Source organism: Paenibacillus terricola, assembly GCF_014779765.1.
Taxonomy (GTDB): Bacteria; Bacillota; Bacilli; order Paenibacillales; family Paenibacillaceae; genus Paenibacillus_T; species Paenibacillus_T terricola.
The window spans coordinates 209,602-235,244 of the sequence record NZ_JACXZA010000003.1 but is presented as its reverse complement, the minus strand read 5'-3'; the positions used below and the strand labels follow the sequence as shown (position 1 = coordinate 235,244).

The 25,643-nt window shown below is 50.9% G+C and carries 18 protein-coding genes and 2 other annotated features; of the genes, 10 read left to right on the top strand and 8 right to left on the bottom strand.

Translation table 11 applies throughout. The features are described from left to right. Positions 1-12 precede the first annotated feature (12 nt). Positions 13-1,497, bottom strand: coding sequence for a spore germination protein (locus H8B09_RS13265; protein ID WP_224753575.1), 1,485 nt, complete (start codon positions 1,495-1,497; stop codon positions 13-15). 195 nt (positions 1,498-1,692) lie between these two features. Then, positions 1,693-3,885, bottom strand: coding sequence for a catalase/peroxidase HPI (gene katG / locus H8B09_RS13260; RefSeq protein ID WP_191204011.1), 2,193 nt, complete (start codon positions 3,883-3,885; stop codon positions 1,693-1,695). Positions 3,886-4,182: 297 nt separating this feature from the next. On the opposite strand from katG, the gene gpmA reads away from it, so the two are divergent. Beyond that, complete coding sequence (gene gpmA, locus H8B09_RS13255; protein ID WP_191204010.1) at positions 4,183-4,905, top strand: 2,3-diphosphoglycerate-dependent phosphoglycerate mutase; 723 nt, start codon at positions 4,183-4,185, stop codon at positions 4,903-4,905. Between the two features lie 116 nt (positions 4,906-5,021). Next, positions 5,022-6,143, top strand: a complete 1,122-nt coding sequence (locus tag H8B09_RS13250) for an NAD(P)/FAD-dependent oxidoreductase (RefSeq protein WP_191204009.1) — start codon at positions 5,022-5,024, stop codon at positions 6,141-6,143. A gap of 119 nt (positions 6,144-6,262) precedes the next feature. Here H8B09_RS13250 and H8B09_RS13245 read toward each other — a convergent pair whose 3' ends face one another. Continuing rightward, positions 6,263-7,156, bottom strand: coding sequence for a LysR family transcriptional regulator (locus H8B09_RS13245; RefSeq protein WP_224753574.1), 894 nt, complete (start codon positions 7,154-7,156; stop codon positions 6,263-6,265). A 134-nt stretch (positions 7,157-7,290) separates the two neighbouring features. On the opposite strand from H8B09_RS13245, the gene tkt reads away from it, so the two are divergent. Continuing rightward, positions 7,291-9,303 carry a transketolase gene (gene tkt / locus H8B09_RS13240; RefSeq protein WP_318152611.1) on the top strand — a complete coding sequence of 671 codons (2,013 nt, stop codon included), beginning with the start codon at positions 7,291-7,293 and terminating at the stop codon, positions 9,301-9,303. Between the two features lie 99 nt (positions 9,304-9,402). Further along, positions 9,403-9,618: a binding site (T-box leader), on the top strand. A gap of 44 nt (positions 9,619-9,662) precedes the next feature. After that, positions 9,663-11,528 (top strand): arginine--tRNA ligase, encoded by a 1,866-nt coding sequence (locus H8B09_RS13235; RefSeq protein ID WP_191204006.1) that lies wholly within the window; start codon positions 9,663-9,665, stop codon positions 11,526-11,528. A 52-nt stretch (positions 11,529-11,580) separates the two neighbouring features. Here H8B09_RS13235 and H8B09_RS13230 read toward each other — a convergent pair whose 3' ends face one another. After that, positions 11,581-12,588, bottom strand: coding sequence for an SGNH/GDSL hydrolase family protein (locus H8B09_RS13230; RefSeq protein ID WP_191204005.1), 1,008 nt, complete (start codon positions 12,586-12,588; stop codon positions 11,581-11,583). Between the two features lie 370 nt (positions 12,589-12,958). On the opposite strand from H8B09_RS13230, the gene H8B09_RS13225 reads away from it, so the two are divergent. After that, positions 12,959-13,303 carry a YojF family protein gene (locus H8B09_RS13225; RefSeq protein ID WP_191204004.1) on the top strand — a complete coding sequence of 115 codons (345 nt, stop codon included), beginning with the start codon at positions 12,959-12,961 and terminating at the stop codon, positions 13,301-13,303. Between the two features lie 23 nt (positions 13,304-13,326). Beyond that, a complete protein-coding gene (gene bshB2, locus H8B09_RS13220; protein ID WP_191204003.1) occupies positions 13,327-13,995 on the top strand; it encodes a bacillithiol biosynthesis deacetylase BshB2 in 669 nt (222 codons plus the stop codon). Between the two features lie 120 nt (positions 13,996-14,115). Here the strand turns inward: bshB2 and H8B09_RS13215 are convergent, their stop codons facing one another. Together H8B09_RS13215 and H8B09_RS13210 are read right to left on the bottom strand one after the other, a co-directional pair. Next, positions 14,116-15,807, bottom strand: a complete 1,692-nt coding sequence (locus H8B09_RS13215; protein WP_191204002.1) for a glutamine--tRNA ligase/YqeY domain fusion protein — start codon at positions 15,805-15,807, stop codon at positions 14,116-14,118. A 68-nt stretch (positions 15,808-15,875) separates the two neighbouring features. Continuing rightward, positions 15,876-16,136, bottom strand: a binding site (T-box leader). 58 nt (positions 16,137-16,194) lie between these two features. Further along, positions 16,195-17,040 carry a helix-turn-helix transcriptional regulator gene (locus tag H8B09_RS13210; RefSeq protein WP_318152610.1) on the bottom strand — a complete coding sequence of 282 codons (846 nt, stop codon included), beginning with the start codon at positions 17,038-17,040 and terminating at the stop codon, positions 16,195-16,197. Positions 17,041-17,167: 127 nt separating this feature from the next. Between H8B09_RS13210 and H8B09_RS13205 the strand changes: the two genes are divergently transcribed. Continuing rightward, a complete protein-coding gene (locus H8B09_RS13205; RefSeq protein ID WP_224753573.1) occupies positions 17,168-18,553 on the top strand; it encodes an MFS transporter in 1,386 nt (461 codons plus the stop codon). 60 nt (positions 18,554-18,613) lie between these two features. On the opposite strand, the gene H8B09_RS13200 is transcribed toward H8B09_RS13205, so the two are convergent. After that, positions 18,614-19,114 (bottom strand): CYTH domain-containing protein, encoded by a 501-nt coding sequence (locus tag H8B09_RS13200; RefSeq protein WP_191204001.1) that lies wholly within the window; start codon positions 19,112-19,114, stop codon positions 18,614-18,616. Positions 19,115-19,417: 303 nt separating this feature from the next. Between H8B09_RS13200 and H8B09_RS13195 the strand changes: the two genes are divergently transcribed. From H8B09_RS13195 to H8B09_RS13185, 3 genes are all read left to right on the top strand, one after another. Continuing rightward, a complete protein-coding gene (locus H8B09_RS13195) occupies positions 19,418-21,115 on the top strand; it encodes an RICIN domain-containing protein (protein WP_191204000.1) in 1,698 nt (565 codons plus the stop codon). Between the two features lie 278 nt (positions 21,116-21,393). Continuing rightward, positions 21,394-23,091, top strand: coding sequence for an RICIN domain-containing protein (locus H8B09_RS13190; RefSeq protein ID WP_191203999.1), 1,698 nt, complete (start codon positions 21,394-21,396; stop codon positions 23,089-23,091). A 257-nt stretch (positions 23,092-23,348) separates the two neighbouring features. After that, a complete protein-coding gene (locus H8B09_RS13185) occupies positions 23,349-25,094 on the top strand; it encodes an SGNH/GDSL hydrolase family protein (protein WP_191203998.1) in 1,746 nt (581 codons plus the stop codon). Here the strand turns inward: H8B09_RS13185 and H8B09_RS13180 are convergent. After that, positions 25,063-25,554, bottom strand: a complete 492-nt coding sequence (locus H8B09_RS13180; protein ID WP_191203997.1) for an SDR family NAD(P)-dependent oxidoreductase — start codon at positions 25,552-25,554, stop codon at positions 25,063-25,065. The two genes, H8B09_RS13185 and H8B09_RS13180, sit on opposite strands and share 32 nt — an antisense overlap. Positions 25,555-25,643: the final 89 nt, after the last annotated feature.

Here is a 25,643-nt window from a genome sequence, read left to right as displayed (position 1 = left end):
TGACCTCCAGCGTTACTTCCTCATTCTATTCCTCACTGCGTTCGGACTTCTCGACTGCGTAGGTCTTCTTGTCAGTGCCCAGAAGGGGGCACGAATGAATACATCGCGCCAATCGTTGAAGTTGTTGGGGGAAACAGGTGTCAAATAGGACGAATTCAAGCTTGTTAATCCTGATAAATGAACGACGAGATAGGCGATTCCAAGCGCTATGCCTAAATCACCAAGAATGCCCGCCATAATAATCAATCCGAAACGGATTAATCGGATAGAAGCACTCATGACGTAACTTGGAATGACGAAGGATGCAATTGCGGATGAGGCAACTGCAATAATGAGTATGTTGCTGGTGAATCCGGCTTGTACGGCGGCTTGTCCGATAACGATACCGCCAACGATACCGATTGTTTGCCCGATTTTGGTCGGAAGTCGTGCTCCTGCCTCTCGAAGCAGTTCGATCGTTATCTCCATAAGCAGCGCTTCATAAATCGGAGGAAACGGCACCTTGCTGCGAGACTCGGTTATCGTTAACAACAAGGCTTCGGGTATCATCTCGTAATGGTAAGTCGTAACGGATACATATAAAGCAGTGAACGTAAGCGTAATAATTAATGCGATAAATCGCAGGACCCGAATTGCTGTTCCCGTCGACCATCGCTGATAATAATCGTCAGGGGATGCCATGAACTCGAAAAAGGATGATGGAGCTGCGAATACCGAAGGGCTGCCATCAAGAATCCCTACGATTCTGCCTGCCACTAATTTCGAGACTGCCGTATCTACCCTTTCCGTTGTTGAGAATAAAGGGAAGACGGAATTCGGTGAATCATCGATATATTGAATCAGCATGTTTCCATCATAGACAGCATCCACTTCGATTAAGTTAATCCGATCGGTTAATTCCCGAACGTATTCCATGTTAGCAATACCGTCAATGTATAGGAGGTACACTGTACTCTTGGATACTTCTCCGACCTCCAACTTGATCACCTTGAGATGCGAGCTTTTGACCCTGCGTCTAATCAGCGATAAATTAGCAGTAGCTGTCTCAATGAATGAATCGTGTGGCCCTGTAATGACAGTCTCCGTCTCAGATTGTTCAATTGAGCGAGAGCCAGGTTTGTAGATATCGATCAAGTACGCTTTGTCGTTATGGAAAATAGCCGCTTGGCCATTCAAAATGCCTTTGATCAGTGATTTGGAGTCGGGTGTCAACTTATACTGATTTCGAGTTAGCAGAGCTTGCACTTCATTCTCACGAACGTTTGTCAGTGGAGTTATGACGTCCCGGAAAAGCTCATCCGATCCGACTAAATGCCCGAAGTATACAAGGTTAACATTGATTTCTGGAAACGTATGGTGAATGAGATCCGTGCAATCCTTGAAATTATCCAGCGTATGCTGCAGACTTGCCGGGACATTGGCGTCATCGGTTTGCTTATTGTCCTCCTGTTTGTTGTCCGTACCGGGAGGGTTATACGTTCCTCTAGACCATTTCATCAAGTTAGCCCCTCCCCGTCTCATTCATTCGGCGTTCTCCATCCTTGTCCTAAACCTGAAGGTTATTCCAGTTCATATTGTGCTGCAAAAGCCAGTCTTCATTCATGAGCAGAAACTAAAAAACCATCAATCCATGTCTGATGAACAGGGATTGATGGTTAATTTGATGGTCTTTATGACGATTACAGAAGATGATTAATGAGTGCGTTTCAGATCATAACGGTCAGCGTTCATCACTTTGACCCATGCTGCAATGAAGTCGCGTACGAATTTCTCTTGATTGTCGTTCTGAGCATATACTTCAGCGATCGCACGCAGGATGGAGTTCGAGCCGAACACGAGGTCAACTCGCGTACCGGTACGCATCACTTTGCCCGTTGTACGGTGGTGTGCGGCATATTCATTAGCGCCCATTGGACACCATGCTACGCTCATATCGAGCAGGTTAACGAAGAAATCGTTCGTCAGCGTACCTACACGATCCGTGAAGACGCCATGCTGCGAGCCGCCATGGTTCGCGCCGAGTACGCGCAGACCGCCGACGAGAACGGTTAATTCAGGCGCTGTCAGACCCAGCAGCTGTGCTTTGTCAACGAGAAGCTCTTCTGGGCTTACGCTATACTGCTTCTTCTGGTAGTTGCGGAAACCGTCTGCAACTGGCTCGAGCACTGCGAAGCTTTCTTCGTCCGTTTGCTCTTGCGTTGCATCGCCACGACCAGGCGTGAACGGTACCGTTATATCGAAGCCTGCATTGAGCGCAGCTTTCTCAACAGCAGCGCTGCCGCCAAGGACGATCAGGTCGGCGAGGCTTACTTTGGTCGACAGCTCTTCCTGAATGCCTTCGAGAATCGTCAGCACTTTCGTCAGCTGCTGCGGTTGGTTTACTTCCCAATCGCGCTGCGGGGACAATGCGATGCGAGCGCCGTTAGCTCCGCCGCGCATATCGGAGCCGCGGAACGTGCTTGCCGAAGCCCAGGCCGTCGTTACGAGTTCGCTGATCGTAAGGCCGGAGTCGAGGATCTTGGCTTTGATATCGGCGATTTCTTCTTCAGTGAGCGTGTAATCTACGGCTGGCACAACGTCTTGCCAGATCAGTTCTTCTGCTGGTACTTCTGGTCCGAGATAACGAGCGCGCGGACCCATATCGCGGTGCGTCAGTTTAAACCAAGCGCGAGCGAACACATCTGCGAATTCCTCAGGGTTCTCGTGGAAGCGGCGCGAGATTTTCTCATATACAGGGTCTACGCGCAGCGCCATATCGGCTGTCGTCATCATCGTCGGAACACGAACGGATGCATCTTCTGCATCTGGTGCCATATGGTCTTCCGTTTGATCAACAGCATGCCAAATATGTGCGCCTGCAGGGCTCTTCGTGAGTTCCCACTCGTAGCCGAACAGCGTATCGAAGAAACCGTTATCCCATTGTGTAGGGTTTGCTGTCCAAGCGCCTTCCACGCCGCTCGTGATCGTGTCGCGGCCTTTGCCGGAGCCGTGCGTGCTAAGCCAGCCCAAGCCTTGCGCTTCAATCGGAGCAGCTTCTGGGTCTGGTCCAACCTTAGCGGCATCGCCTGCACCGTGTGCTTTACCGAATGTATGGCCGCCGGCAACGAGTGCAACCGTTTCTTCATCGTTCATCCCCATGCGTGCGAATGTTTCACGAATGTCACGGCCGCTTGCAAGCGGATCCGGGTTGCCGTTAGGACCTTCCGGGTTAACGTAGATCAGACCCATCTGAACGGCTGCAAGCGGATTCTCTAGATCGCGATCACCCGTATATCGGTTGTCGCCGAGCCATTCCTTCTCATTGCCCCAGTAGATGTCCTCTTCCGGATGCCAGACGTCGGCGCGTCCGCCGCCGAAGCCAAACGTCTTGCCGCCCATGGATTCGATTGCAACGTTACCCGTCAGGATCATGAGATCCGCCCACGAGATTTTGTTGCCGTACTTTTGTTTGATTGGCCACAGCAAACGGCGCGCTTTGTCGAGGTTGCCATTGTCTGGCCAGCTGTTCAGTGGCGCAAAACGCTGCGTGCCGTTGCCTGCGCCGCCGCGGCCGTCGCCTGTGCGGTACGTACCAGCGGAGTGCCATGCCATACGAATAAAGAATGGGCCATAGTGACCATAATCTGCTGGCCACCAATCTTGGCTATCTGTCATCAGATCGCGGAGATCCTGTTTAAGAGCGTTGTAGTCGAGCTTTTGAAACTCTTCGGCATAGTCGAAGTCTTCACCCATAGGATTCGATTTTCTGTCATGCTGATGAAGAATGCTCAGGTTTAACTGGTTTGGCCACCAGTCTCTATTTGAAGTACCACTAGATTTGTAACTCGTAGCACTGCCATGCATAACCGGGCATTTCCCTGCGTTAGTAGAAGCTGTAGCGTCCATCGAATCATCTCCTATTTGGTTTAGTGAAGTAGCAAAATAAGATTGCTCTTATTCCCAGTTATAAAGCTATTCTCGGCCGAAATCAACGCCATAATAGAAAGTTTCATCCAATCTTCATGCAGGTTTAATCAATTAAAGATGTTAATGAATTTTGGATGTGATATGGTAAAAGGAACGATGTGTTTGTCATCTCCGACCCATTGCCTAAGCGGCAAAAATACTACATTCTTTCGTACTAATTACAGGATGAATTCGGAATCCTAAATGGTAACTTAACGCGGGAGAGGATGGTTTCAGATGAAGAAGATTGTGCTGCTGCGGCATGGTCAGAGCGAGTGGAATCTAACGAATCGGTTTACTGGTTGGACGGATGTGGATCTTTCAGAAGGCGGGCTTAATGAGGCAAGGCAAGCGGCTGATATTTTGAAAGCGAACGGGTATCAGTTTGATATTGCCTATAGTTCTTATCTGAAGAGAGCTATCCGAACGGCATGGATCGTGCTGCATCATCTGGACCTAGCATGGATTCCTGTAGAGAAAACATGGATGTTGAACGAGAGGCATTACGGAGCGCTTCAGGGACTGAATAAAGCAGAAACAGAAGAGCAATACGGCAAGGAGCAGGTACAGATCTGGCGTAGATCCGCTGATGTGAGCCCCCCGGCATTAGAAGCAGACGATCCGAGAAATGCGAGATTCGAATCGAAATATCATGCATTAACGGATGAAGAAATTCCGCTTACGGAAAGCCTGATCGATACCGAGGAGCGGGTGTTGAAATATTGGAATCACTATATCAAAGATGCGCTGCTTCATAATCAACATGTGCTGATAGCTGCCCATGGCAATACCATTAGAGCGCTAATCAAATATCTCGATCACCGCACCTCCGATGGCATTATCGGAATCAGTGTCCCGACTGGCATACCGCTTGTGTATGAGCTTGATGATGATTTGAATGCCATCACAAGCTATTTATTGGATAAGGATGGCGGCAAGAACCCGATCCAATCAACGTAAATCATCGAGGCAAGTTCACCAGCCATCCACTAGCAAACATGTTGAAGGGATGTTACGCTTGTATGAACGAATCATCTAGTTAGTTGATCAAGCGTAAAGTGGAGAGGATTGCAGCAATGAAGAACGTTATCGTCATTGGAGCGGGGATACTAGGCGCTTCAACCGCGTATCAGCTGGCACGATCAGGCGCTAAGGTTCTGCTTATCGATCGCCAGGATCAAGGGCAGGCAACGGCTGCTGCGGCCGGCATTATTTGTCCATGGTTGTCGCAGCGGCGCAATCAAGTGTGGTACCGGCTTGCGAAGGCTGGAGCTCGTTATTATCCCGAGCTCATTGAACAATTGCACAGCGACGGGGAGACCGACACCGGTTACGCACAAGTTGGCGCGCTCAGCATCCATGAGGATGTGGAGAAGGTAGATAAGATGGAAGGTCGCGCTCATCTTCGTAGAGAAGATGCAGCAGAGATCGGCGAGATTACTCGGCATAACGAGCGGGAGACGCGAGAGCAGTTTCCTCTGTTGGCCGATGGCTACCACGCGGTACGGATCAGTGGGGCTGCACGAGTCGATGGACGTGCACTTTGTGATGCGATGATTCGAGCTGCGGTACGTCATGGGGCAGAGGTGCTTTATGGGGATGCGCAATTAACATTCCAAGAGAACCGTGTAACGGGTGTAACAGTGGGAGAATGCAGCTATACGGCAGATGCGACTGTTGTATGTGCAGGCGCTTGGGCTAGACAGCTGCTGCAGCCTCTCGGAATCGAGTTCCAAGTCAGCTACCAGAAGGCGCAGATTATTCATTTGCAGGCGGAAGACGATTACGATACAGGCACTTGGCCCGTCATTATGCCGCCAACCGATCAATACTTGCTTGGCTTCGAGCAGCAGCGGATTGTCATTGGAGCGACGCACGAGAATGATGTTGATGGCTATGATACGAGAGTGACCGCGGGCGGCATGCAGGAGGTGCTGAACAAAGGTTTGTCACTCGCTCCTGCGCTTGCGAGCAGTGCCGTTGTAGAGACGCGCGTTGGTTTTCGCCCGTTCACGCCGGGCTTTCTGCCGGTTATTGGCGCAGTTCCGGGATGGGAGAGCGTATATGCGGCTAACGGACTGGGCTCGTCTGGACTGACCGTAGGTCCTTATCTGGGCAGCCAGTTGGCGAAGTTGGCGCTCGGCGAGGCGCTCGAGATCGAGCTGGAAGATTACGATATTGCCAAGGCGATGACGTAAAGTTGGATATAGGTTGTTAGGTAGACCGTCTTCAGGTAGAAGACGGTCTATTTGTTATTTTAAAAAGGCCATGGTGTTTAAGTGATGGCGATGGCGATGGCGATTGGCCACCAACATCGCTAAGGCAGCTTAACCTGCAGATGCTGCTCGATTAACGCGCGGGAAGCGGGAGATAGACGCCGATTCTTCATGTAGACGATGCCGATTCTGCGAGGCGGGATGGACTCCTTCAGCTTCAACTCTGTTAACTCGCCAGCTTCAAGCTCGTTCATCACGAATTGTTTCGTTACGAACGAGATGCCCATTCCTGCCTTGGCGAATTCGATGAGAAGGTCCACGCTTGCCAGCTCGATCTCAGGCTGCAGTTCAACGCCCAGCTGTGCTGCCAGCTCCTGAATGAATTGTCGGGAGCTGCTCGTCTTCGCGAACAGGATGATCGGATAGTGGGCGGCCAAGTCAGCCAACGACAGCGGCTTGCTTGCAAGCTCAGCGAAACGTCCGCCAGCGACGAAGCAATCTTGCACGACCGTGGCTTCCAATGTGACAAGAGAATCGTCGTTTAGAGGAAGCCGGACGATGCCGAAGTCGATTCGGCCGTCTTTCACTTGGCGAATAATCTCCGGCGTTGTTCCGTGAACGAGGTCGAGATGAATGTCGGGATGCTCGTTGTAAAATTGGCCGAGATGCGGGAGCAAATAATATTTGCACAAAGAGTCGCTGCTGCCGATTCGCAGCTCGCCTCTTACGAGATTATTGATCTCCGCGATTTGTCGCTCGGCGGACTCCAATTCGCGGAATGCCTTATCGACATGCTCGAACAATAACGCGCCTACCTCCGTTAACGTAACTCCCTTCGGCATGCGGTTAAACAGCGTGACGGACAACGCTTCTTCAAGCTGCTTAATGGCGTGGCTCACGCTTGGCTGCGTAATGAACAGCCGCTCGGCTGCTCTTGATAGATTGCGTTCAACTGCCGTCCAATAGAAAGCTCGGTACAGCTCAAGGTTCTCCATTGCCATTACTCCTGTCTATATCAACTATGTGTAATATCGATTTCATCAATATCTATGTCCCCATTATAATAAAAACCAACCAATGGATGGAAGTTCTTCTTCTGTCCAAATAACTTGCTATGGAGGTTGGTTACGTGGTCAAAGTAGATTTAGAGTTAGCGCAGAAGGCAGTCAATACGATTCGCATGCTGTCGGCGGATGCAGTCGAGAAAGCGCAGGCAGGTCACCCCGGCATGCCGATGGGCGCTGCACCGATGGGCTTCGTTCTATGGGGAGAGCATATGAAGCACTGCCCGGAGCAGCCGAATTGGTTCAACCGCGACCGTTTTGTCTTATCTGCCGGACACGGTTCCATGCTGCAGTACAGCCTGCTGCATCTGTTCGGATACGCGCTTCCCTTGGAGGAGATTAAGCAGTTCAGGCAATGGGGAAGCTTGACGCCAGGTCATCCTGAGGTGGGACATACGGCAGGCGTTGACGCAACGACGGGGCCGCTTGGTCAAGGGTTTGCAACGGCAGTCGGGATGGCAATGGCAGAGGCACATCTTGGAGCTGCCTATAACCGAGACGGGCACGACATTATCGACCATCATACGTACGTCATATGCGGCGATGGCGATTTGATGGAGGGGATCTCCGGGGAGGCGGCATCGTTAGCAGGGCATTTGAAGCTTGGCAAGCTGGTTGTTCTGTATGATTCCAACGATATTTCGCTTGATGGGGAGCTGGGCTTGGCTTTCTCGGAAAATGTTCGACTACGGTTCGAAGGATACGGCTGGGACTACTTGCGAGTTGATGATCAAAATGATCTGCAATCGATCGCTGAAGCCATTCAATCGGCGAGATCCGATGGCTCCAGACCAACGCTGATCGAAGTCAAAACGACAATTGCGTATGGCAGTCCGAACAAGGCGGGCAAAGGGGGCCATGAAGGCGCTCACGGTACACCGCTTGGAGCAGATGAGCTTAAGCTGACCAAGCAGGCAATCGGTTGGCCGGAGGAGCCAGCTTTCCATATTCCTGATGATGTGAAGCAGTTGTTCGCTCAATACGCTGCTCTTGGAACTAGCGCTTATCAAGATTGGACTGTCCGCTATGCAGCCTATCAACAGCAGTATCCGGAGCTTGCGAAGCAGCTGGAGCAAGCGATTCGAGGCGAGCTGCCTGATGGCTGGGATTCGGCATTAATCGCATATCCATCCGATCATAAGCCTATATCGACTCGATTGGCGTCAGGGGAGACGCTTAATAAACTGTCTGCTTCCGTACCTTCCTTGATAGGAGGTTCGGCCGATCTAGAGTCGTCAACGTTTACCCATTTGAACGGGGAAACGATGTTTAAGCCAGGCTATTATGGCGGCCGCAATATTTATTATGGCGTGCGGGAGTTTGCGATGGCTGCTGCGGTCAATGGGATGATGCTGCATGGCGGTGTTAAAGCGTTTGGCGGTACCTTCTTCGTTTTCTCCGATTACTTGAAACCAGCAGTTCGTCTCGCCGCCATTATGAATTTGCCAAGCGTTCTTGTGCTCACGCATGACAGCATCGCGGTCGGAGAAGATGGTCCAACGCATCAGCCGATTGAACAGCTCGCCGCGCTGCGCTCCATGCCGAACGTCACCGTTATTCGGCCTGCCGACGCGAACGAGACGATCCAGGCATGGCGGATTGCGCTCATGCGGCAGGATGGACCTGTCTGTCTTGTGCTCAGCAGACAGAACCTTCCGGTGCTGAACAACGCGAAGCTAGTCCAAGACGGGGTAGGTAGAGGCGCTTATGTAATCGCCGACAGCACGAATGGCAAACCAGTCGTTCAATTGCTGGCAACAGGTTCGGAGGTCCAATTAGCGCTGGATGCGCAAGCGGTTCTGGCGGATGAAGGAATTGCAGCTCGTGTAGTGTCCATGCCAAGCTGGGAGTTATTCGACCAGCAGCCGGAGTCGTATCAGGCTTCCGTCATCCAGCCTGACGTTCCGGCATTCGCAGTGGAAATGGCTTCGTCTTTTGGCTGGGAACGTTATGTTGGCAGCCGTAAGCATGTGCTCGGCATTGACCATTTTGGCGCATCGGGCAAGGGCAGTGTCGTGATGGAACAGTTTGGGTTTACCGTCGACAATGTCGTTAGAAGGGTAAAAGCTATTTTGTAGATAAAATGGAACTTATAGTTCGCGATCAAAAGGGACTTTTTTGAACGACATATTATAGATTGACTTTTCTGAATGTTCGGATATACTTTATCCAATACATGAAATTCAAGGATTGGGAGAGTAACTGCGCATGCAAGTCCAAGAGAGCCGGGATTGGTGAGAACCGGTACTGCGTGAACAGTGAAGCGGACCCATGAGAATGACTTCTGAATCAAGCAGTAGGAAGTCACGGCGAAGACCGTTATCTTATGAGTGGTTAAACGCAAGTTTAACAACAAGAGTGGTACCGCGAATGCAGAAGCTTTCGTCTCTTTTATAGAGACGGAAGCTTTTTTTATTTTCCAAGGGGAGGGTATTCATTGATAAGCCAGTTGATTGTAACAAGCGTTGAGAAGTCTGTGAAGGAACTATTGGAGGAGCTGGGGATCGAGGTTCATGGCCAACTTATTCGTGTCCAAATTGAACAACCCGCCCATCTTGAGCATGGCGATTATGCGACGAATGCTGCGATGCTGCTCGCTAAGATGCTGAGGAAGGCGCCCATTCAAATTGCCTCGATGTTGAAGGCGAAGCTGGAGCAGGATGGCAATGTCGAGAAGTTGATTCATCGGATTGAGGTGGCTACGCCTGGGTTCATTAATCTGTATATCGACTGGAAGGAATGGGCGCAGAGAGAATTCAAGCTGCCTGCCGGAACGGCTGAGAAGGTCGTCATTGAGCATACTTCGATCAATCCGAACAAGTCTGCCCATGTCGGCCACTTAAGAAATGCTTGCATCGGGGATGCGCTCGTGCGGCTGATGAGAAGAACCGGTCATGAGGTCGAAGTGCATAATTACATTGATGATCTGGGCAATCAGCTGGCGGATACGGTAGTAGGGCTGCTGCACATTCCTCACAAGAAGGGGCATACTCGTTTCGGCGACTACTGCTGGGACATTTATTCGAGCGTGAATCGGGAGTACCAGCGTAACCCGTTAATGCTTGAGCATCGGACGAACACGCTTCATTCGGTAGAAGAAGGAGACGAGAACTTATCGTGGGTCGGTCTGCTCGTCGCGGAGCGAATTGTGCGGGAGCATCTCATTGAGATGGCTGCGTTCGGCATTCGGTATGATCTTCTTGTCTGGGAGAGCAGCATCGTAAGGGAAGGATTCTGGGCATCCGCGTTTGAGTTGTTAAAGGGAACGAAGCATTTTTATAAAGAAACGGCTGGGAAGCTGGAAGGGTGCTGGGTATTAAAGCAATCGGGTGTGGAAGAGGAAACTCAGGATTCCGATTACAGCGCAGATAAAGTTCTTGTTCGCTCCAATGGCATCCTGACCTATACGGCTAAAGATATTGCTTATCATCTATGGAAGTTTGGTTTGCTGGAGAGGGATTTCAAGTATGCAAGCTTCGGCGAAGGGTTGTCGACAACGAGTGTAGCTGGAACGAACGGCACATACGGCAAAGCAGATATGGTGATCAACGTCATCGATCATCGTCAAGAATATCCGCAAGCGATGGTGAAGCAGGCGCTGGATCTGCTGGGTTATACGGAGCATGCCGAACAGCTGCGGCATGTTAGTTACGGCGTCGTTTCGTTAAGTCCTGGCGCAGCCGAGGAGCTGGGGATCGACACATCCGATGGCAAGACGTCCTATGCGATGTCCGGAAGACAAGGCATTGGCATCAAAATTGCTGATCTGCTGGATCGGATGGAGACGATTATCGATAACAAGCGTTCGGATACAACGGGTCTGTCCAGCAGAGTCATTGCAGCTGCTGCGATTCGTTACTATCTGCTCCGCTTTAATCTGGCGACCGAAGTAGTGTTCGATATCGGGCAGGCGACTGAAGTGACGGGCAACACGGGCGTGTATTTGATGTATGCTTATGCGCGTGCTGCCAACATCATAAGCAGGGCTGAGACTGAGTTTAATAGAAAGCCACACGTGCCTGTTCATTTCGATCAGCTCGAGAAGGCGGAATATGCGCTGCTAAGACAAATCGCGATCTGGCAGGATACGCTGCACATAGCAGGCCGCGAACTTTCTCCGAACCTTATCTGCAATTACGCGCATGAGCTGGCGACCTTGTTCAACAACTTCTATGCTGCCTGCCCGATTCTGAGAGCAGATGAACACAAGCTTCCGCTCAGACTGTGGCTCACCTTGAAGTTCAAAGAAACGATTGCCGACGCGCTCACTGTATTGGGATTGCCCACACCAAATCGTTTGTAGCACTAAGAAACGCACCGCTTGAGCTGGTGCGTTTCCTGTAATGCCTATTCGATTACCAGCCCAACCGCTCCCGCAGCTCCCTCGTCAGCAGTTCGGCCATGCTTGCATGTGTCTTAAGCGATGGGTGCCAGTCGCCGCCGATTCCATTCGCTTCAATATCCTGTTCGGGGTAAGCGAAGAAACCAATCTGCTTGTCGCCAGCTGTGCGCTGAAGCTCGTTCACGATCTCTTGTATATAAGGCACAGGCTTCAGATTCATTGGCCCGATCGTGCAGAGGATGTACGCATTCGGATAGCTGTTGCGAATGGTGCCAAGGAACTCCCTATATGTATGCCGGTATAGAACCGGGTCAAGCGAGTCGACACTGAAATCGTTTGTTCCGAGGTTGATCACGACTGCATCCGGTATCCAAGACTGCAGATCCCAAGCGCTGTCGGCGCTGGATGGCAGTGTGCGCAAGAACAATTCCGGCATTTGAACATCCCGTTCGCCGCCGTAGTTCTGGTACATCCCTTTACCCGACCACGCCGTAATATGAAGCTCCGCATTCAGGTTACGAGCAGTAATGGAGCCATAAGCCCAATATTGATTCTCCTGGCTAGGCTTGAAGCCATCTTCGATTCCTGCGGCTTCATTGCCATAACCGGCCGTGATGGAGTCGCCAATGATCTGAAGCTTGCGTTGCGGACGTGCTGGCGGCGGCAAAAGTTCGGTTCCTGCTGGGAGCTCAAAGCCCATAAATTGAAGCTCTCCAACTAACGCTTCAGTCCGCTTGGAGATGACGACGGTATGTGCTTCATTGCTAAGACCTGAAGCGAGTACATAGCTATCTGTTCGATGGATCCGAAGCGGGACGGGCTCTTGGTTATCGATGGTGATATTCACCCAGTTGTCATCCATCTCGGGCAAGACTGGTCTGAGCTTCGCATGAATCTCCGATCCTCGGAATGATATTGCAACGGAACACCCTGACCATGCGAATATGGGACCATCTGGCGAGGTGAAGTCGAACCTGCCGGTGTAGTTGATTTGTTCTTGTGCAAGTATAGTTTGCGTCATATTGTGGCGACCGCCTCCTGGGCTTCTGCTAGAATTGATTTGATAGTATTGTACGCATTGTTCGCAATAAAAGGAAGTCCAACAAGCCGTCGAGTTATCTCAATGGCCTGCTTAATTGTTAGATACAACAACGATCGCTAGCTGCCGGATGCCCGCTACCCTCGCCGCAATCCGCCACCTACCCACCCAACCAAACACTGTTATCACTTTCGAATGGTACAATCCAGTAACCATTACCCCAAACATACGCGAGAAATAAAGCATAGAATGGTTGTTAGACGAGCTGCAACGTTGCCCTTCCTTTTAATTTAAGCTATGCTTTTGTAAGTAGTGTTTGCATGTACAAGTGGTCAGTTTAGGAGGCGCTGTGATGGAGCTTATTAATAAATCAGACATTCAAGCAAGAATTGATGCCTTGAGGAATCAGGACCTATATATTCATCTGGAGATGACAAATGGAGCCTATGCTGCACATTTCGATAGCAACAAGCACCCGGCTTCGATCGTTATTACGAATACAAAGGTCCGTTTCGGCCATGGTGCGATTTCAGGCGAAGGCCCCTATCGGATTGGGTTAAAAATGGAGCTCGGGTGGATCTACACCGAGGGGCTGACGCACTATGAGGAACAAGATACGGAGAGACTGATCATGGCCGGCCATGATGGTCAAGGGAAGCTCGTTGTTGCCTTGCAGCTCAGCAAGCAACCGTTCTAAGGGAAGAGGAGGAGACTTATCTTATGACGCATACGCACAAACAAATTCTCGTCGTGCTGCCGCATCCGGATGATGAAGCGTTCGGCGCATCCGGCTCGCTGGCTATTCATGTTTATAATGGCGCCAAAGTAACGTACGCTTGTCTGACGTTGGGCCAGATGGGGCGTAATATGGGCGTTCCGCCTTTTGCCAATCGGGTTACGCTGCCAGCCATTCGCCTCGAGGAACTAAAGGCATCCTGCAAGGCTATCGGCATTGAAGATTTGAGACTTCTCGGATTCCATGACAAAATGATCGAGTTCGAGGAGCCGCAGCTGCTGGACGGGAAAATCAGCGAGCTCATTCAGGAGCTTCGTCCTTCCTTGATCATTACGTTCTATCCTGGCTACAGCGTTCATCCTGACCATGATGCCACTGGTGCAGCGGTTGTTCGGGTAGTTGCAGCAATGCCGAAGGAAGAGCGGCCGATTGTCCAATGCATGGCATTCGCCAAGAATACGGTAGAGGACATCGGGCGCCCAGACACGATTGTCGACGTAAGAGGCTTCTTGAAGAACAAGATCGATTCCATTAGAGCGCACCGTTCCCAATTCCAAGCGCCTGAACTGATGGGGAAGAACAAGCTGTCGGATAAAGAACTGGAAGACCGCTTCGGCATGGAGCGCTTCTGGACGTACAGATTTAACGACTAATCATTGTGTTGTAAACCGTAACGGTTGCATGGAAGCTTTATTTGGTGGATTCACATCCTGAATCGGTTGATTCCTCACCAAAGGCATCCATAGCAACCGTTATTTTATTTCTTACGCAGACTACCCCTTCCGATTCCAGCTGTCTTTCAGCGGCACAATGCGGTTGAACGTCATTCGTTCATCGTTCGTCAGCTTCGCATCCACACAGAAGTAACCGTGCCGCATGAATTGAAATCTTAACTCCTTATCCGTACGCACAGCAGCAGCAACATATGGCTCGATGAGCATATCGCTAACAATCACCTTGGATTCAGGATTGATGAGCTGCGCCCATTCGCCGCTGTCACGCTTCGAAATATCTTGTTCCAACAACAGCTTATCGTATAGGTGAACATCCGCTTTCTTCGCATGATCTGCCGACACCCAATGGATGGTCCCTTTTACTTTGCGGCCAGTGAACCCGGTTCCGCTCTTCGTAATCGGATCGTACGTACAGTGCAGCTCGATCACTTCTCCCGTATCCGGGTCCTTAATGACTTCCTCGCAGCGAATGAAATATGCGCCCTTCAGCCGAACTTCGCCACCAGGTATAAGTCGATGGAAACCTGGTACAGGTATCTCCATGAAATCGTCGCGCTCGATATAGAGCGTTCGGCTCCAAGGCACTTCCCTCGACCCCAGCGCTTTATTGTCACTGTTGTTCTCGATAGGCAGCATCTCGGTCGTATCTTCCGGGTAGTTCGTGATGACTACCTTCAAAGGATGCATGACCGCCATGACGCTGACCGTTGTTTCCTTCAAATCCTGCCGCAGACAATGATCCAACAGCGAAATATCGATCGTGCTCTCCGTGCGGATGCCGCCAATCGCTTCCACGAAGCTGCGAATGCTTGAGGGCGTAAAACCTCTTCTTCGGAGCCCTTGCAGCGTAGGAAGCCGAGGATCATCCCAGCCATCGACATGGCCATCGCGTACTAACGTCCGCAAGAACCGTTTGCTTGTGACGACGCCTGTTAAGTTCAGTCGACCGAATTCCCTTTGCCGCGGCGGACTTGCGATACCCAGCTCATTCAGCACCCACTCATACAACGGCCGATGATCCTTGAACTCAATCGAGCAGAGGGAATAGGTGATGCCTTCAATGGCGTCCTGGATCGGATGGGCAAAATCATACATCGGATAGATGCACCACTCATTACCCGTTCGATAATGTTCTGCATGTATGATCCGATACAATACGGGATCGCGTAGATTCATATTCGGCGAGCTCATATCGATACGGGCACGAACGGTCTTAGACCCATTCGGGAACTCGCCGTTGCGCATACGCGCCAGCAGATCAAGATCGTCCTCCGCGGTTCGATCGCGATAAGGACTGTTCCGTCCAGGTTCGGTCAGCGTTCCGCGATAACTTACCATTTCTTCCGCTGTTAGATCGCAGACGTATGCTTTGCCGCGTTTGATCAATGTCACTGCTGCGTTATAGAACGTCTCCGAGTAATCAGAGCCATAATAGATGTGTTCGCCTGGATCATAACCCAGCCACTTGATATCCCCGATGATGGCATTCACGTATTCGAGATCTTCCTTCAGAGGATTCGTATCGTCGAATCGTAGATGGAAGCTGCCGCCGTACTTGTGTGCCATCGTATAATTCGTATGAATCGCATAAGCGCTGCCGATATGCAAATAGCCATTGGGCTCCGGCGGGAAACGCGTGCACATCTCGCGATCGAACGGGGAATATTCAAGCTCTTCACGGATTAGACGGTCTAGAAAATGCTCGTTTACATACTCTTTCTCATTACTCATGGCTGGCGCCTCCTTAAGAACATGAAGTTGCAATCCGACAAAAAAAGCTCACCCCCAAGACGTATGGTCTTGGGGGCGAACTCGTCGCGGTGCCACCCCAGGTTCATTAATATGTCGCCATATTAATCTCTTCAAGTACGGCATGACCGGCCTCCGGCGATGCTTATACTCTAGCTCTGTAACGGGAGCTCCCGTCATGCCATCCCCGTCAATGGTTCCAGCATGCTGCTCAGAGGCTTGGTTCAGTGAAACGTTCTTCGCTCCTTCGCAGCTTCCGGGGCTCTCTGTAGAAGAACGGCTTTCCTTACTCTTCTCATCATCGCTTGTGATTCATATTGGACCTATAATAACAAATCGTTTTTCCAACTACAAGCTCTACAGTGAACGTTATCCTTGTGCCAGCAACGCTTGAACGCTAGTAAACGTTTCTTCGTTCGACGGCATGTTGATCACGATTGTGAGATCAGGTGCATCCGATACGAGAAAAGAAAGCTGGTCGAATTCGAGCCGACCTGCCGTCGGGTGGTAGTTGATTTTCTTGCCTTCGGGTCCGACAATCACGTCATGCTCCTGCCACCATGTTCGGAAAGCTTCGCTAACGTCGCTTAACTCATCGATCAGCGCAATCCACTCGGGATCACCTGTGAACTTGCCGTAATTAGCGCGGAATTGGGCGAGGCGGTGCCTTGCGTGCATCTCCCATTTCTCTTGCAGCAATTGTTTAATGTACGGGGACGTGAATGTTCGCCAGAGCGCATTACGATCACGGAGAGACATCCCTTCGTAGTCACCATAGATAAGATTAGAGGCTTTGTTCCAAGCAACAATGTTTAGCTGCTGATCGGTCACCAGGGCTGGACTCGTTCCTTGCTGATCAAGGAATCGCTGAAGAAGCGGGCTAATGGTGCCGACAGATTGTGTGTAGTCAGCAGGCAGCTGCTGCAGGGCCAGTACATATAGATGTCGTCGCTCTGTTGCATTCAACTGCAGCGCGATGGCGATATTGTCGAGCACCTGAGCGGACACTTGAATGTCTCGTCCTTGCTCAAGTCTCGTATACCAGTCAACGCTGATCCAAGCCAGCTGAGCGACTTCTGAGCGCCGAAGGCCCGGTGTGCGTCTCCGGCTTGTATGAGGCAGGCCAGCTTGTTCAGGCGAGAGGCGGGCTCTGCGTGACTTCAGGAAGCGGGCTAACTCATGGAGCCGTTCCTGTTCGGATTGTTCCATTGGCATATCGTTATTTCCCTTCCTAAACGTATGATTATTTCTCCTAGGATAAAAGGGCATCTCGTTTAAGTATACGACCTGCTATACGCTTAGCAAGTGCGAGATCCACGAAACAAGGAAGGGAGTCATTCGTTTGCAAGAAGTTCTACTACAAACCAAAGTTTTAACACGCTCGGCCAAATTTATTTTTCTGCTTGGAATATCGCTTGGGTACTTTATGGTGCTGCTGGATATGACCGTCGTTAGTGTGGCGCTGCCTGCTATTCATACCGATTTAGGCGGAGGATTATCGGGGTTGCAATGGGTCGTGAACGCCTACACCATGGTATTCGCGGGTTTGATGCTATCGATGGGGACGATGACGGACAAGTTCGGGGCGAAGAGAGTGTTTATCGGCGGTCTGGTGCTCATTCTAGCCGCGTCGGGAATTTCGGCGGCTGTCACCTCGCTAGGTGCGCTAATTACGATGCGCGCTGTGCTTGGCATTGGCGGGGCGGCGCTGCTGCCAGCATCTCTGACGCTTATTGCCCATGCTTATCCCGATCCAGGTGAACGCGCTCGGGCGCTCGGGATTTGGGCAGCAGTTACAGGGATCGCTTTAGCTGCGGGACCGGTTGTTGGTGGATTGCTGGTTGATTCGCTTGGATGGCGAAGCATCTTTCTTTTGAACATACCGATCGCGATTGTAAGCTTAGCTATTACATGGGTGTCCATTAAGGAGACGTCTCGCAACGCGAAACGTAATCTTGATATCGGAGGTCAGCTTCTTGCGATCGTGTCGATTGTGGCGTTGTCCTACGCGTTGATGGAAGGAGAGTCCTACGGGTGGAGCTCCCCCGTTATTCTAGGGACACTTGGGTTAGCGCTTCTAAGCACCATTCTCTTCATCATTGTTGAAGCTCGGAGCAAGACGCCGCTCATTCCACTTCAGCTGTTTCGCAGTCCCTCGCTGTCTGCCGGTATGTCTGCAGGCATGCTCATTAATATTGGGCTGTCGGGCATTCTGTTTATTATCCCGATCTTCTTTCAACAGGAACGAGGGCTATCTGCTCATGCCGCGGGGCTCGCTTTGCTGCCGATGATGATTCCGATGGCGATCAACCCGATCTTTACAGGACGTATCGTAAGTCGCGTGGGACCACGCATGCCGATGACTTTCGGCTTTGCGAGTGCGGCGGCGGGGACGGCGCTATTGGTCGGGGTTAATGTCACGACAAGCTACTGGCTTACTTTGACGGGGTTGATCTTGCTCGGATACGGCATTTCACTTACGATTCCATCGCTTATGGCAGCGGTTATCTCTTCCGTACCCAAGGATCAAGTCGGCATTGCATCCGGAATGATCAATTCCAGCCGACAGCTAGGGGCAACGCTTGGGGTTGCTATGATGGGGATAATCGTTAGCAGCTATTCGTCTTTCGTAACTGGCATGCATGCCTCGCTCTTCGTTACAGCTCTTATTCTACTAGGCGGGAGCCTTCTATCGTACCTGATGGTTGGGCGAGTGAGGAAGTCGTAGTTCATTGTTTAGCTTCAAAAAAGACCAATCCCTTCATCTTGGGGATTGGTCTTTATCGTTTTAGCTCAAGCTTCCGTTCTGCAATTCCCGCCATACCTTCTTGTTGCTGTATTGGCGCTCCGAGCTGATGTCCTTGCCGAACCAAGCTGGAGGGACGAATGTAAGCGCGTCGTCTTCTGAATCGAATTCAACCTCCAGAACAGTGAGTTGAATCTGATCGTAGATGTCGATCTCAACAATCCGCTCGCCCCGCTGTGCTGTAATCCGATTCTTCGTTAACGGAATAAGCTTGCGGCCGCTCATTAACTGCTCGTAGATGCTTGCCGTAATCGCATATTCAATCTCCTCGCGCATAAGGCCATTACCCGATTTGAAGGTATGCGTGTAGGTCACCTCATCCGTAGTAAGGTCTACCAGTCGGCGTACCCGAACTTCCTGCTGTTCATCTAATGCCAGATAGGTCTGCTCGATTCGCTGTTCGGATAGGAAGGTGATGACGCCCTCTTGGATGAGTTGTTTCGGATCGCTGTCCAACAGAAATTTACGTTCGATTTCTAACACTTGCGGCACAACTCCTTTAATTGCTTTAACTGCAATTATTATACCATCAATTCGAATCAATCATGGGTCAGAATTGCAAAAATGCCTTCAATGCGTAAGGAGAAACACAACAATTTGCTAGATTTTGACAGGTAATCAACTGAATATCGACAGGTATTCATGATGGAAGCGAAGATGATACACTCTCTTCTGAAAGCGCATTCATGCTGTTAATATTCGAATGTTAGAGCTTCTTATTACCTTCGTGCTGCCATGACTTAACATACCTACAAATTTGTTATGAACAAGGGAGATGAGGAATTAATGAAAGCAAGTTGGTCCATCAAGCTTTTGCTGCTCATGGCGTTAATCATGACGCCGATTCTGATCAATGGGCAGTCGGCCAATGCATGGTCAGGCATGCCTATGTCGAAGCTTCATGTCAGCGGCAAACAGCTCGTGAACAGCAGCGGGCAGCCCGTTCTGCTCAGCGGCTGGCATCAGCCATCAGGGTCTTACTGGACGTATCAGAGCAGCAACTACTACTTAAGTCAGAACGGCAACAATCGGCATGCAGCAGTTCTTGCGTATTTGAAAGACATCACAGACACCTTCACGGACACCTCTGCGAAGTATGGCAATACTCACGGCTGGTATATGAACCAAGTACGTCTATTCATTGACCGCGAAGATATGGGCGATGTAGCGGCAGGAACGTATAACTTCGCCGGCTTGCAAAGCGTAACGCAAGACGTCATTATTCCATACATCAACTACGCCAAGACCAAAGGCTTGTACGTAACGCTTGGACTTGATTTCACGCTTCTGGACAACAAGGCGACGACGCCTTCGAACCTTGCTAAATTCAATCAAATATGGGGTTATCTCGCATCCCAGCCAGCGATCAAAAGCGCGGACAACGTGATGTTCGAGCTCGTTAACGAGCCGGTTCTCTCCGATGTTAACGGCGTGTGGGGCGGCAATCCGTCGCAATCCAATTTCATCGATTACTGGAACTCGCTGAAGAACTTCCAGAACTCGATGATCTCGACGATACGAAACCAAGGCGCAGATAATGTCATCTGGGCAGCCGGACTTGGCTGGGATCAATACTACCAGCTGTGCGCATCGAATCCGCTGACGGACCCGCTGAACAATCTCGGTTATTCCGTTCACTGGTACCCAGGCTATGGCGCCAATGACAATTTCGCAACGCTGCAGAACATCTGGAATACAACGATCAAGCCTTGCGCCGACAACTATCCGATCAACATTACGGAGACGACTTGGTTCAAGAAGAAGGCAGGCGACTCCGATTATTGGAGCCTGTTCAACGGCTCGAATGAAGGCTTCGGCAAGAATACGAAGGCGATCTTTACGGCGGCAGGCAACGTCAGCATTGCAGCGCATATGAACGGTTTCATTCTCAACCCTGGTACGAGAAGCTCGTTTGCTGATCCGACGGCAGGTTTGCAGTACGATGGCGATGCGACGCGCGACGGTATGGCGCGTTTCCTCTTCGAGTGGTATTATGAGCGCGCTCAATTCAATCCTTGGAACGGCGTATGGAACGGACTAACGAACGGCGGGACTTACAAATTCGTCAACCGCGCTTCGGGCAAGGTGATCGATGTACCGGGCGGCCAGAACACGAATGCGCTGCAGCTGCAGCAGTATACGGATAATGGCGCAAACGCGCAGCAATGGGTCATTACAGACCAAGGCACGTACAATAACTTCTACAAATTGACCAGCGTAAGCTCATCCGATGGTAAGGTAATGGATGTGCGCAATGGAACCTCGAATAATGGTGAAGCGATTCAACTGATGCAGAGCTTTAGTAATACGGCTCAACAATTCCGATTGATCAAGTTGAGCAATGGATATTACTGCATCCTCAATGTCAATAGCAACAGGGCTGTAGAGGTTGCGAGCTCCTCCACCTCGAACGGCGCGTTGATCCAGCAGAACTTGTATCGCGGCGATCTGAACCAACAATGGCAATTAGTAAAGATCAATTAATGACGCAATTCTAGCTAATACGAACCATATACAGCCGTCCTCAAACGTTCTGCTCGGCGTTTTGAGGGCGGCTTTCTCATGTCCAGTAAAAGCCTAACCTCGTCGGCATTTAGACATCCTTTATTACCGAGGCTCTTCGAGAGGCTGCTCGACCCATATTTAAACAGGTAAACTGGTATGTATTGACAGGTAGTTTACACACAACATTATTGATAAAATATCCAATGTAAGCGAATTCATAATTGCGAATCGAAATTAAACTGGGAGATGAAAAATCAATGAAAGCAAGTTGGTCAATCAAGCTTTTGCTGCTCATGGCGTTAATTATGACGCCAATCCTGATGAATGGGCAGTCGGCGAATGCATGGTCAGGCATGCAGATGTCGAAGCTTCATGTCAGCGGCAAACAGCTCGTGAACAGCAGCGGCCAGCCCGTTCTGCTGAGCGGCTGGCATCAGCCATCAGGTGCTTACTGGACGTACCAGAACAGCAACTACTACTTAAGTCAGAACGGCAACAACCGGCATGCAGCAATTCTTGCGTATTTGAAGGACATTACAGACACCTTCACAGATACATCTGCAAAGTATGGAAGCTCGCACGGCTGGTATATGAACCAAGTACGTCTGTTCATCGACCGCGATGATATGGGCGATGTGGCGGCAGGAACGTATAGCTTCGCCGGCTTGCAGAGCGTAACGCAAGACGTCATTATTCCGTATATCAATTATGCCAAGACCAAAGGCCTGTACGTAACGCTGGGTCTTGATTTCACGCTTCTGGACAACAAGGCGACAACACCTTCGAATCTGGCCAAATTCAATGAAATTTGGGGTTATCTCGCATCGCAGCCAGGAATCAAAAGCGCGGACAACGTGATGTTCGAGCTCGTTAACGAGCCGGTTCTCTCTGATGTGAACGGCGTATGGGGCGGCAATCCATCGCAATCCAACTTCGTCGATTATTGGAACTCGCTCAAGAACTTCCAGAATTCGATGATTTCGACGATACGAAACAAGGGGGCGGATAATGTCATCTGGGCAGCGGGGCTTGGCTGGGATCAATATTACCAGCTGTGCGCATCGAATCCGCTGACGGACCCGCTGAACAATCTCGGTTATTCCGTGCACTGGTATCCGGGTTACGGCGCGAATGATGATTTCGCAACGCTGCAGCAGATCTGGAATACAACGATCAAGCCTTGCGCCGACAACTATCCAATCAATATTACGGAGACGACCTGGTATAAGGCACAGTCGGGCGACCCTTCGTATTGGGACTTGTTCAACGGCTCGAATGAAGGCTTCGGCAAAAACACGAAGGCAATCTTCACGGCTGCAGGCAATGTAAGCGTTGCGGCGCATATGAACGGTTTCATTCTGGATCCGGGAACGCGCAGCTCGTTCGCTGACCCTACAGCAGGTTTGAAGTACGATGGCGATGCGTCGCGCGACGGCATGGCGCGCTTCCTGTTCGACTGGTACTACGAGCGTGCACAGTTGAACCCTTGGAACGGCGTATGGAACGGACTCACGAACGGCGCGACCTACAAGCTCGTTAATCGTGCATCGGGCAAAGTCATTGATGTGCCGGGCGGTGCGAACACGAATAATCTGCAGCTGCAGCAATATACGGATAATGGCGCAACGGCTCAGCAGTGGGTCATTACGGATCAAGGCACGTACAATAACATCTACAAGTTGACCAGCGTAAGCTCATCCGACGGCAAAGTGATGGATGTGCGCAATGGAACCGCCAATAACGGTGAAGCGATTCAGCTGATGCAGAGCTATAATAATACGGCTCAACAGTTCCGATTGATCAAGCTGAGCAATGGATATTACAGCATTCTCAATGTCAATAGCAACAAGGCTGTAGAGGTTGCGAGCGCCTCGACTTCGAATGGGGCATTGATCCAACAGAACTGGTATCGCGGCGATCTGAACCAACAATGGCAATTGGTCAAAATCAATTAGGATGCATTAGTTTGAAGTAACCATTCATTCGCAGCATTTTGCATGACAGGCCGCACCTAATCCGCGTAACGCGGAGTAGGTGCGGCCTTTTTCGGCAAAGAAGCGCGATGATCAGCGCTAGATTGCTGTCGATGAGATAAGCGATTCTATTAAATTATGGGGGGAAGAAGTATATATCGACAGGTGTCCGTTCACCTCGCAGCGGTGTTACAATTTTCTGTATCATTTCACTACATGCACGAAGGAGGCGTACTCGTATGACAGATCATAACTCGGCGGCAGTGGACGAAGGCGTTAACGGAGGACCCGCAGCGCCGCGAGACCCCGTCGATAAGCGCAGCAGCTTTTATTTGATGTACGAATCGATCGTTGAAGCGACAGCGCGTCCGGACGGGCGCTTCTCGCAAGAGGTCTATTTGGAGGGCCGGCAATTCATCGATCGAGTAATGTTTACTAGCGGCGTGACGGACGAGTCGATTGTTCAGTTATTGACGAACTGCAGCGGGTTCAGAAAGCTCGTTCACAGCATCGGCATATCGGTGAAAACGTCGGATGACGATCATGGATCAGTATGGTTTGCTCTGGAGAATTGGGGTCGCACTCGCAAGTACGAGACAGGGACCAAGCTTCGCGTACCTGTGCGAGCAGACGGGTCGGAATCGGTGCTCGTGCTTGAAGAGCAGGAGTGGTCGATGGATGACGATGTTCCGGGCAAAATGGCCATCGAATTCGATCGGCAAGGCGCGCTCGGAACGGTCAGCATAGTCTTATACCTCAATGACGGCTATGAAGTTCAGGCAATCGAGCCTGAAGATCCTGTCGATTATGATTCGGAAGCGTATCGAGCTTTGCTTGCTAAGTCGCTTCTAAGCAGCGGAAATAACTACAGGCTGAAAGCGGCGATCGAGAAGGCGAAGCGCGGCGAGGACGTAACGATTGCTTATATCGGCGGCTCGATTACTCAAGGCGCTGGGGCAAAGCCGATCCACACCGAAAGCTATGCCTATCGCTCCTATTTGCAATTTAAGCAGATGTTCGGCCGCAATGGCGGCGATCATATCCATCTGATCAAAGCGGGAGTAGGGGGGACGCCGTCCGAGCTCGGTATCGTCCGGTATGACCGGGATGTGCTTCGAGACGGAGCAGTGAAGCCGGATATTGTCATTATCGAATTCGCTGTGAACGATGCAGGGGACGAGACGAATGGGGTCTGCTATGAGAGCTTAGCACTGAACATCTTGGCAGCCGATAATCGTCCCGCTGTAATTCTTCTCTTCTCGGTGTTCATGAACGATTGGAACCTTCAAGATCGATTGGCGCCAGTTGGAACCCACTACGGTCTTCCGATGGTCAGTATCAAAGACGCCGTCGTCGAACAATTCCGTTTGCGGAAGGGTGAAGGCGGGGTCATGTCGAAGCGGCAGTTCTTCTACGATATTTATCATCCGACGAATGCCGGGCATCGTCTGATGGCGGACTGTCTAGCCTATTTGTTCGCGGAGACGGATCAAGCGCATCCTGCAGAAGCGGATATCGTGATCGATAAACAGCCGGTCATCGGCAATGATTTCGTTGGAACGCGTCTGCTTGACCGCAGCAATTGCGAAGGAATCGCGACCATTGTCCCCGGCAGCTTTACCGGCATCGATACGGATCTGCAAATGGTCGAGATGGACGATCATCCTTACGCCACTCCTCAATTTCCGAACAACTGGATGCATACGGGCGAATCCGGCAATGAGAGCTTCCGGATGACCATCCGCAGCAAACGATTGCTGCTTGCGTACAAAGACTCGGGGAGGAGCGATTTCGGCAGCGCAGAAATATGGGTGGACGGCGTTCACGTGAGAGACGCCGATCCCCACGAAGTGAATTGGACGCACTGCTCAGCCGTCATCCTGTATAACGAGCCTATTGCGAGGGAGCATACCGTTGATATTTTGATGACTTCCGGACAAGGCGATCGCAAGTTCACGATACTTGGATTCGGCTATGTTGAATAACGAGGAGAGGCTTCCAGCGATGGAAGCCTCTTGTTGTTATTGCTGCTGCGCCCGCAAAGCGGCGAGCATATCCTGCGTCCGAGCTACCGTGCGCGACGGAGCCGGGAACGGCCAGCGGCAGGAACGCTTTCAGAATAAGGCCGGTTCCGACCATGTTGACTTCCATTATTCGACGGCCGCTGCCCATCGTTGGCGATAAACCTGCCGTATGTACGATCGCACCGAGCTCTCTCAGCCTGGCAGCAGCGGCGGCAAGTGCCTCAACTTGCTCTTTCTTCGTATTATCGACAACTTGGCTGGAGACATCCGTAATTCCTTCAACTGCCAGTTTTTCGATGGCTGCCTGCAGACGTTCTTCGCTGACATCCGCCAGGAGCAGCGCGCCTTGCTGACCGAGACGGCGAGCGATCGCCTTACCCATGCCGTCTGAACCGCCGGTGATGACAAATACTTTGCTCATTCGTTTTGCCTCCATTATCGTTTGTTGTTATCATGAATATGGTTACATCTTTAGCATAGGATTACTGCTTAAGAGGTTTCAAACGACAA

Coding starts and splice junctions, on each gene's coding strand:
- H8B09_RS13265 (WP_224753575.1), bottom strand. CDS start 1,497: ATGAAATGGTCTAGAGGAACGTATAACCCTCCCGGTACGGACAACAAA.
- katG (WP_191204011.1), bottom strand. CDS start 3,885: ATGGACGCTACAGCTTCTACTAACGCAGGGAAATGCCCGGTTATGCAT.
- gpmA (WP_191204010.1), top strand. CDS start 4,183: ATGAAGAAGATTGTGCTGCTGCGGCATGGTCAGAGCGAGTGGAATCTA.
- H8B09_RS13250 (WP_191204009.1), top strand. CDS start 5,022: ATGAAGAACGTTATCGTCATTGGAGCGGGGATACTAGGCGCTTCAACC.
- H8B09_RS13245 (WP_224753574.1), bottom strand. CDS start 7,156: ATGGAGAACCTTGAGCTGTACCGAGCTTTCTATTGGACGGCAGTTGAA.
- H8B09_RS13230 (WP_191204005.1), bottom strand. CDS start 12,588: ATGACGCAAACTATACTTGCACAAGAACAAATCAACTACACCGGCAGG.
- H8B09_RS13225 (WP_191204004.1), top strand. CDS start 12,959: ATGGAGCTTATTAATAAATCAGACATTCAAGCAAGAATTGATGCCTTG.
- bshB2 (WP_191204003.1), top strand. CDS start 13,327: ATGACGCATACGCACAAACAAATTCTCGTCGTGCTGCCGCATCCGGAT.
- H8B09_RS13215 (WP_191204002.1), bottom strand. CDS start 15,807: ATGAGTAATGAGAAAGAGTATGTAAACGAGCATTTTCTAGACCGTCTA.
- H8B09_RS13210 (WP_318152610.1), bottom strand. CDS start 17,040: ATGCCAATGGAACAATCCGAACAGGAACGGCTCCATGAGTTAGCCCGC.
- H8B09_RS13195 (WP_191204000.1), top strand. CDS start 19,418: ATGAAAGCAAGTTGGTCCATCAAGCTTTTGCTGCTCATGGCGTTAATC.
- H8B09_RS13190 (WP_191203999.1), top strand. CDS start 21,394: ATGAAAGCAAGTTGGTCAATCAAGCTTTTGCTGCTCATGGCGTTAATT.
- H8B09_RS13185 (WP_191203998.1), top strand. CDS start 23,349: ATGACAGATCATAACTCGGCGGCAGTGGACGAAGGCGTTAACGGAGGA.
- H8B09_RS13180 (WP_191203997.1), bottom strand. CDS start 25,554: ATGAGCAAAGTATTTGTCATCACCGGCGGTTCAGACGGCATGGGTAAG.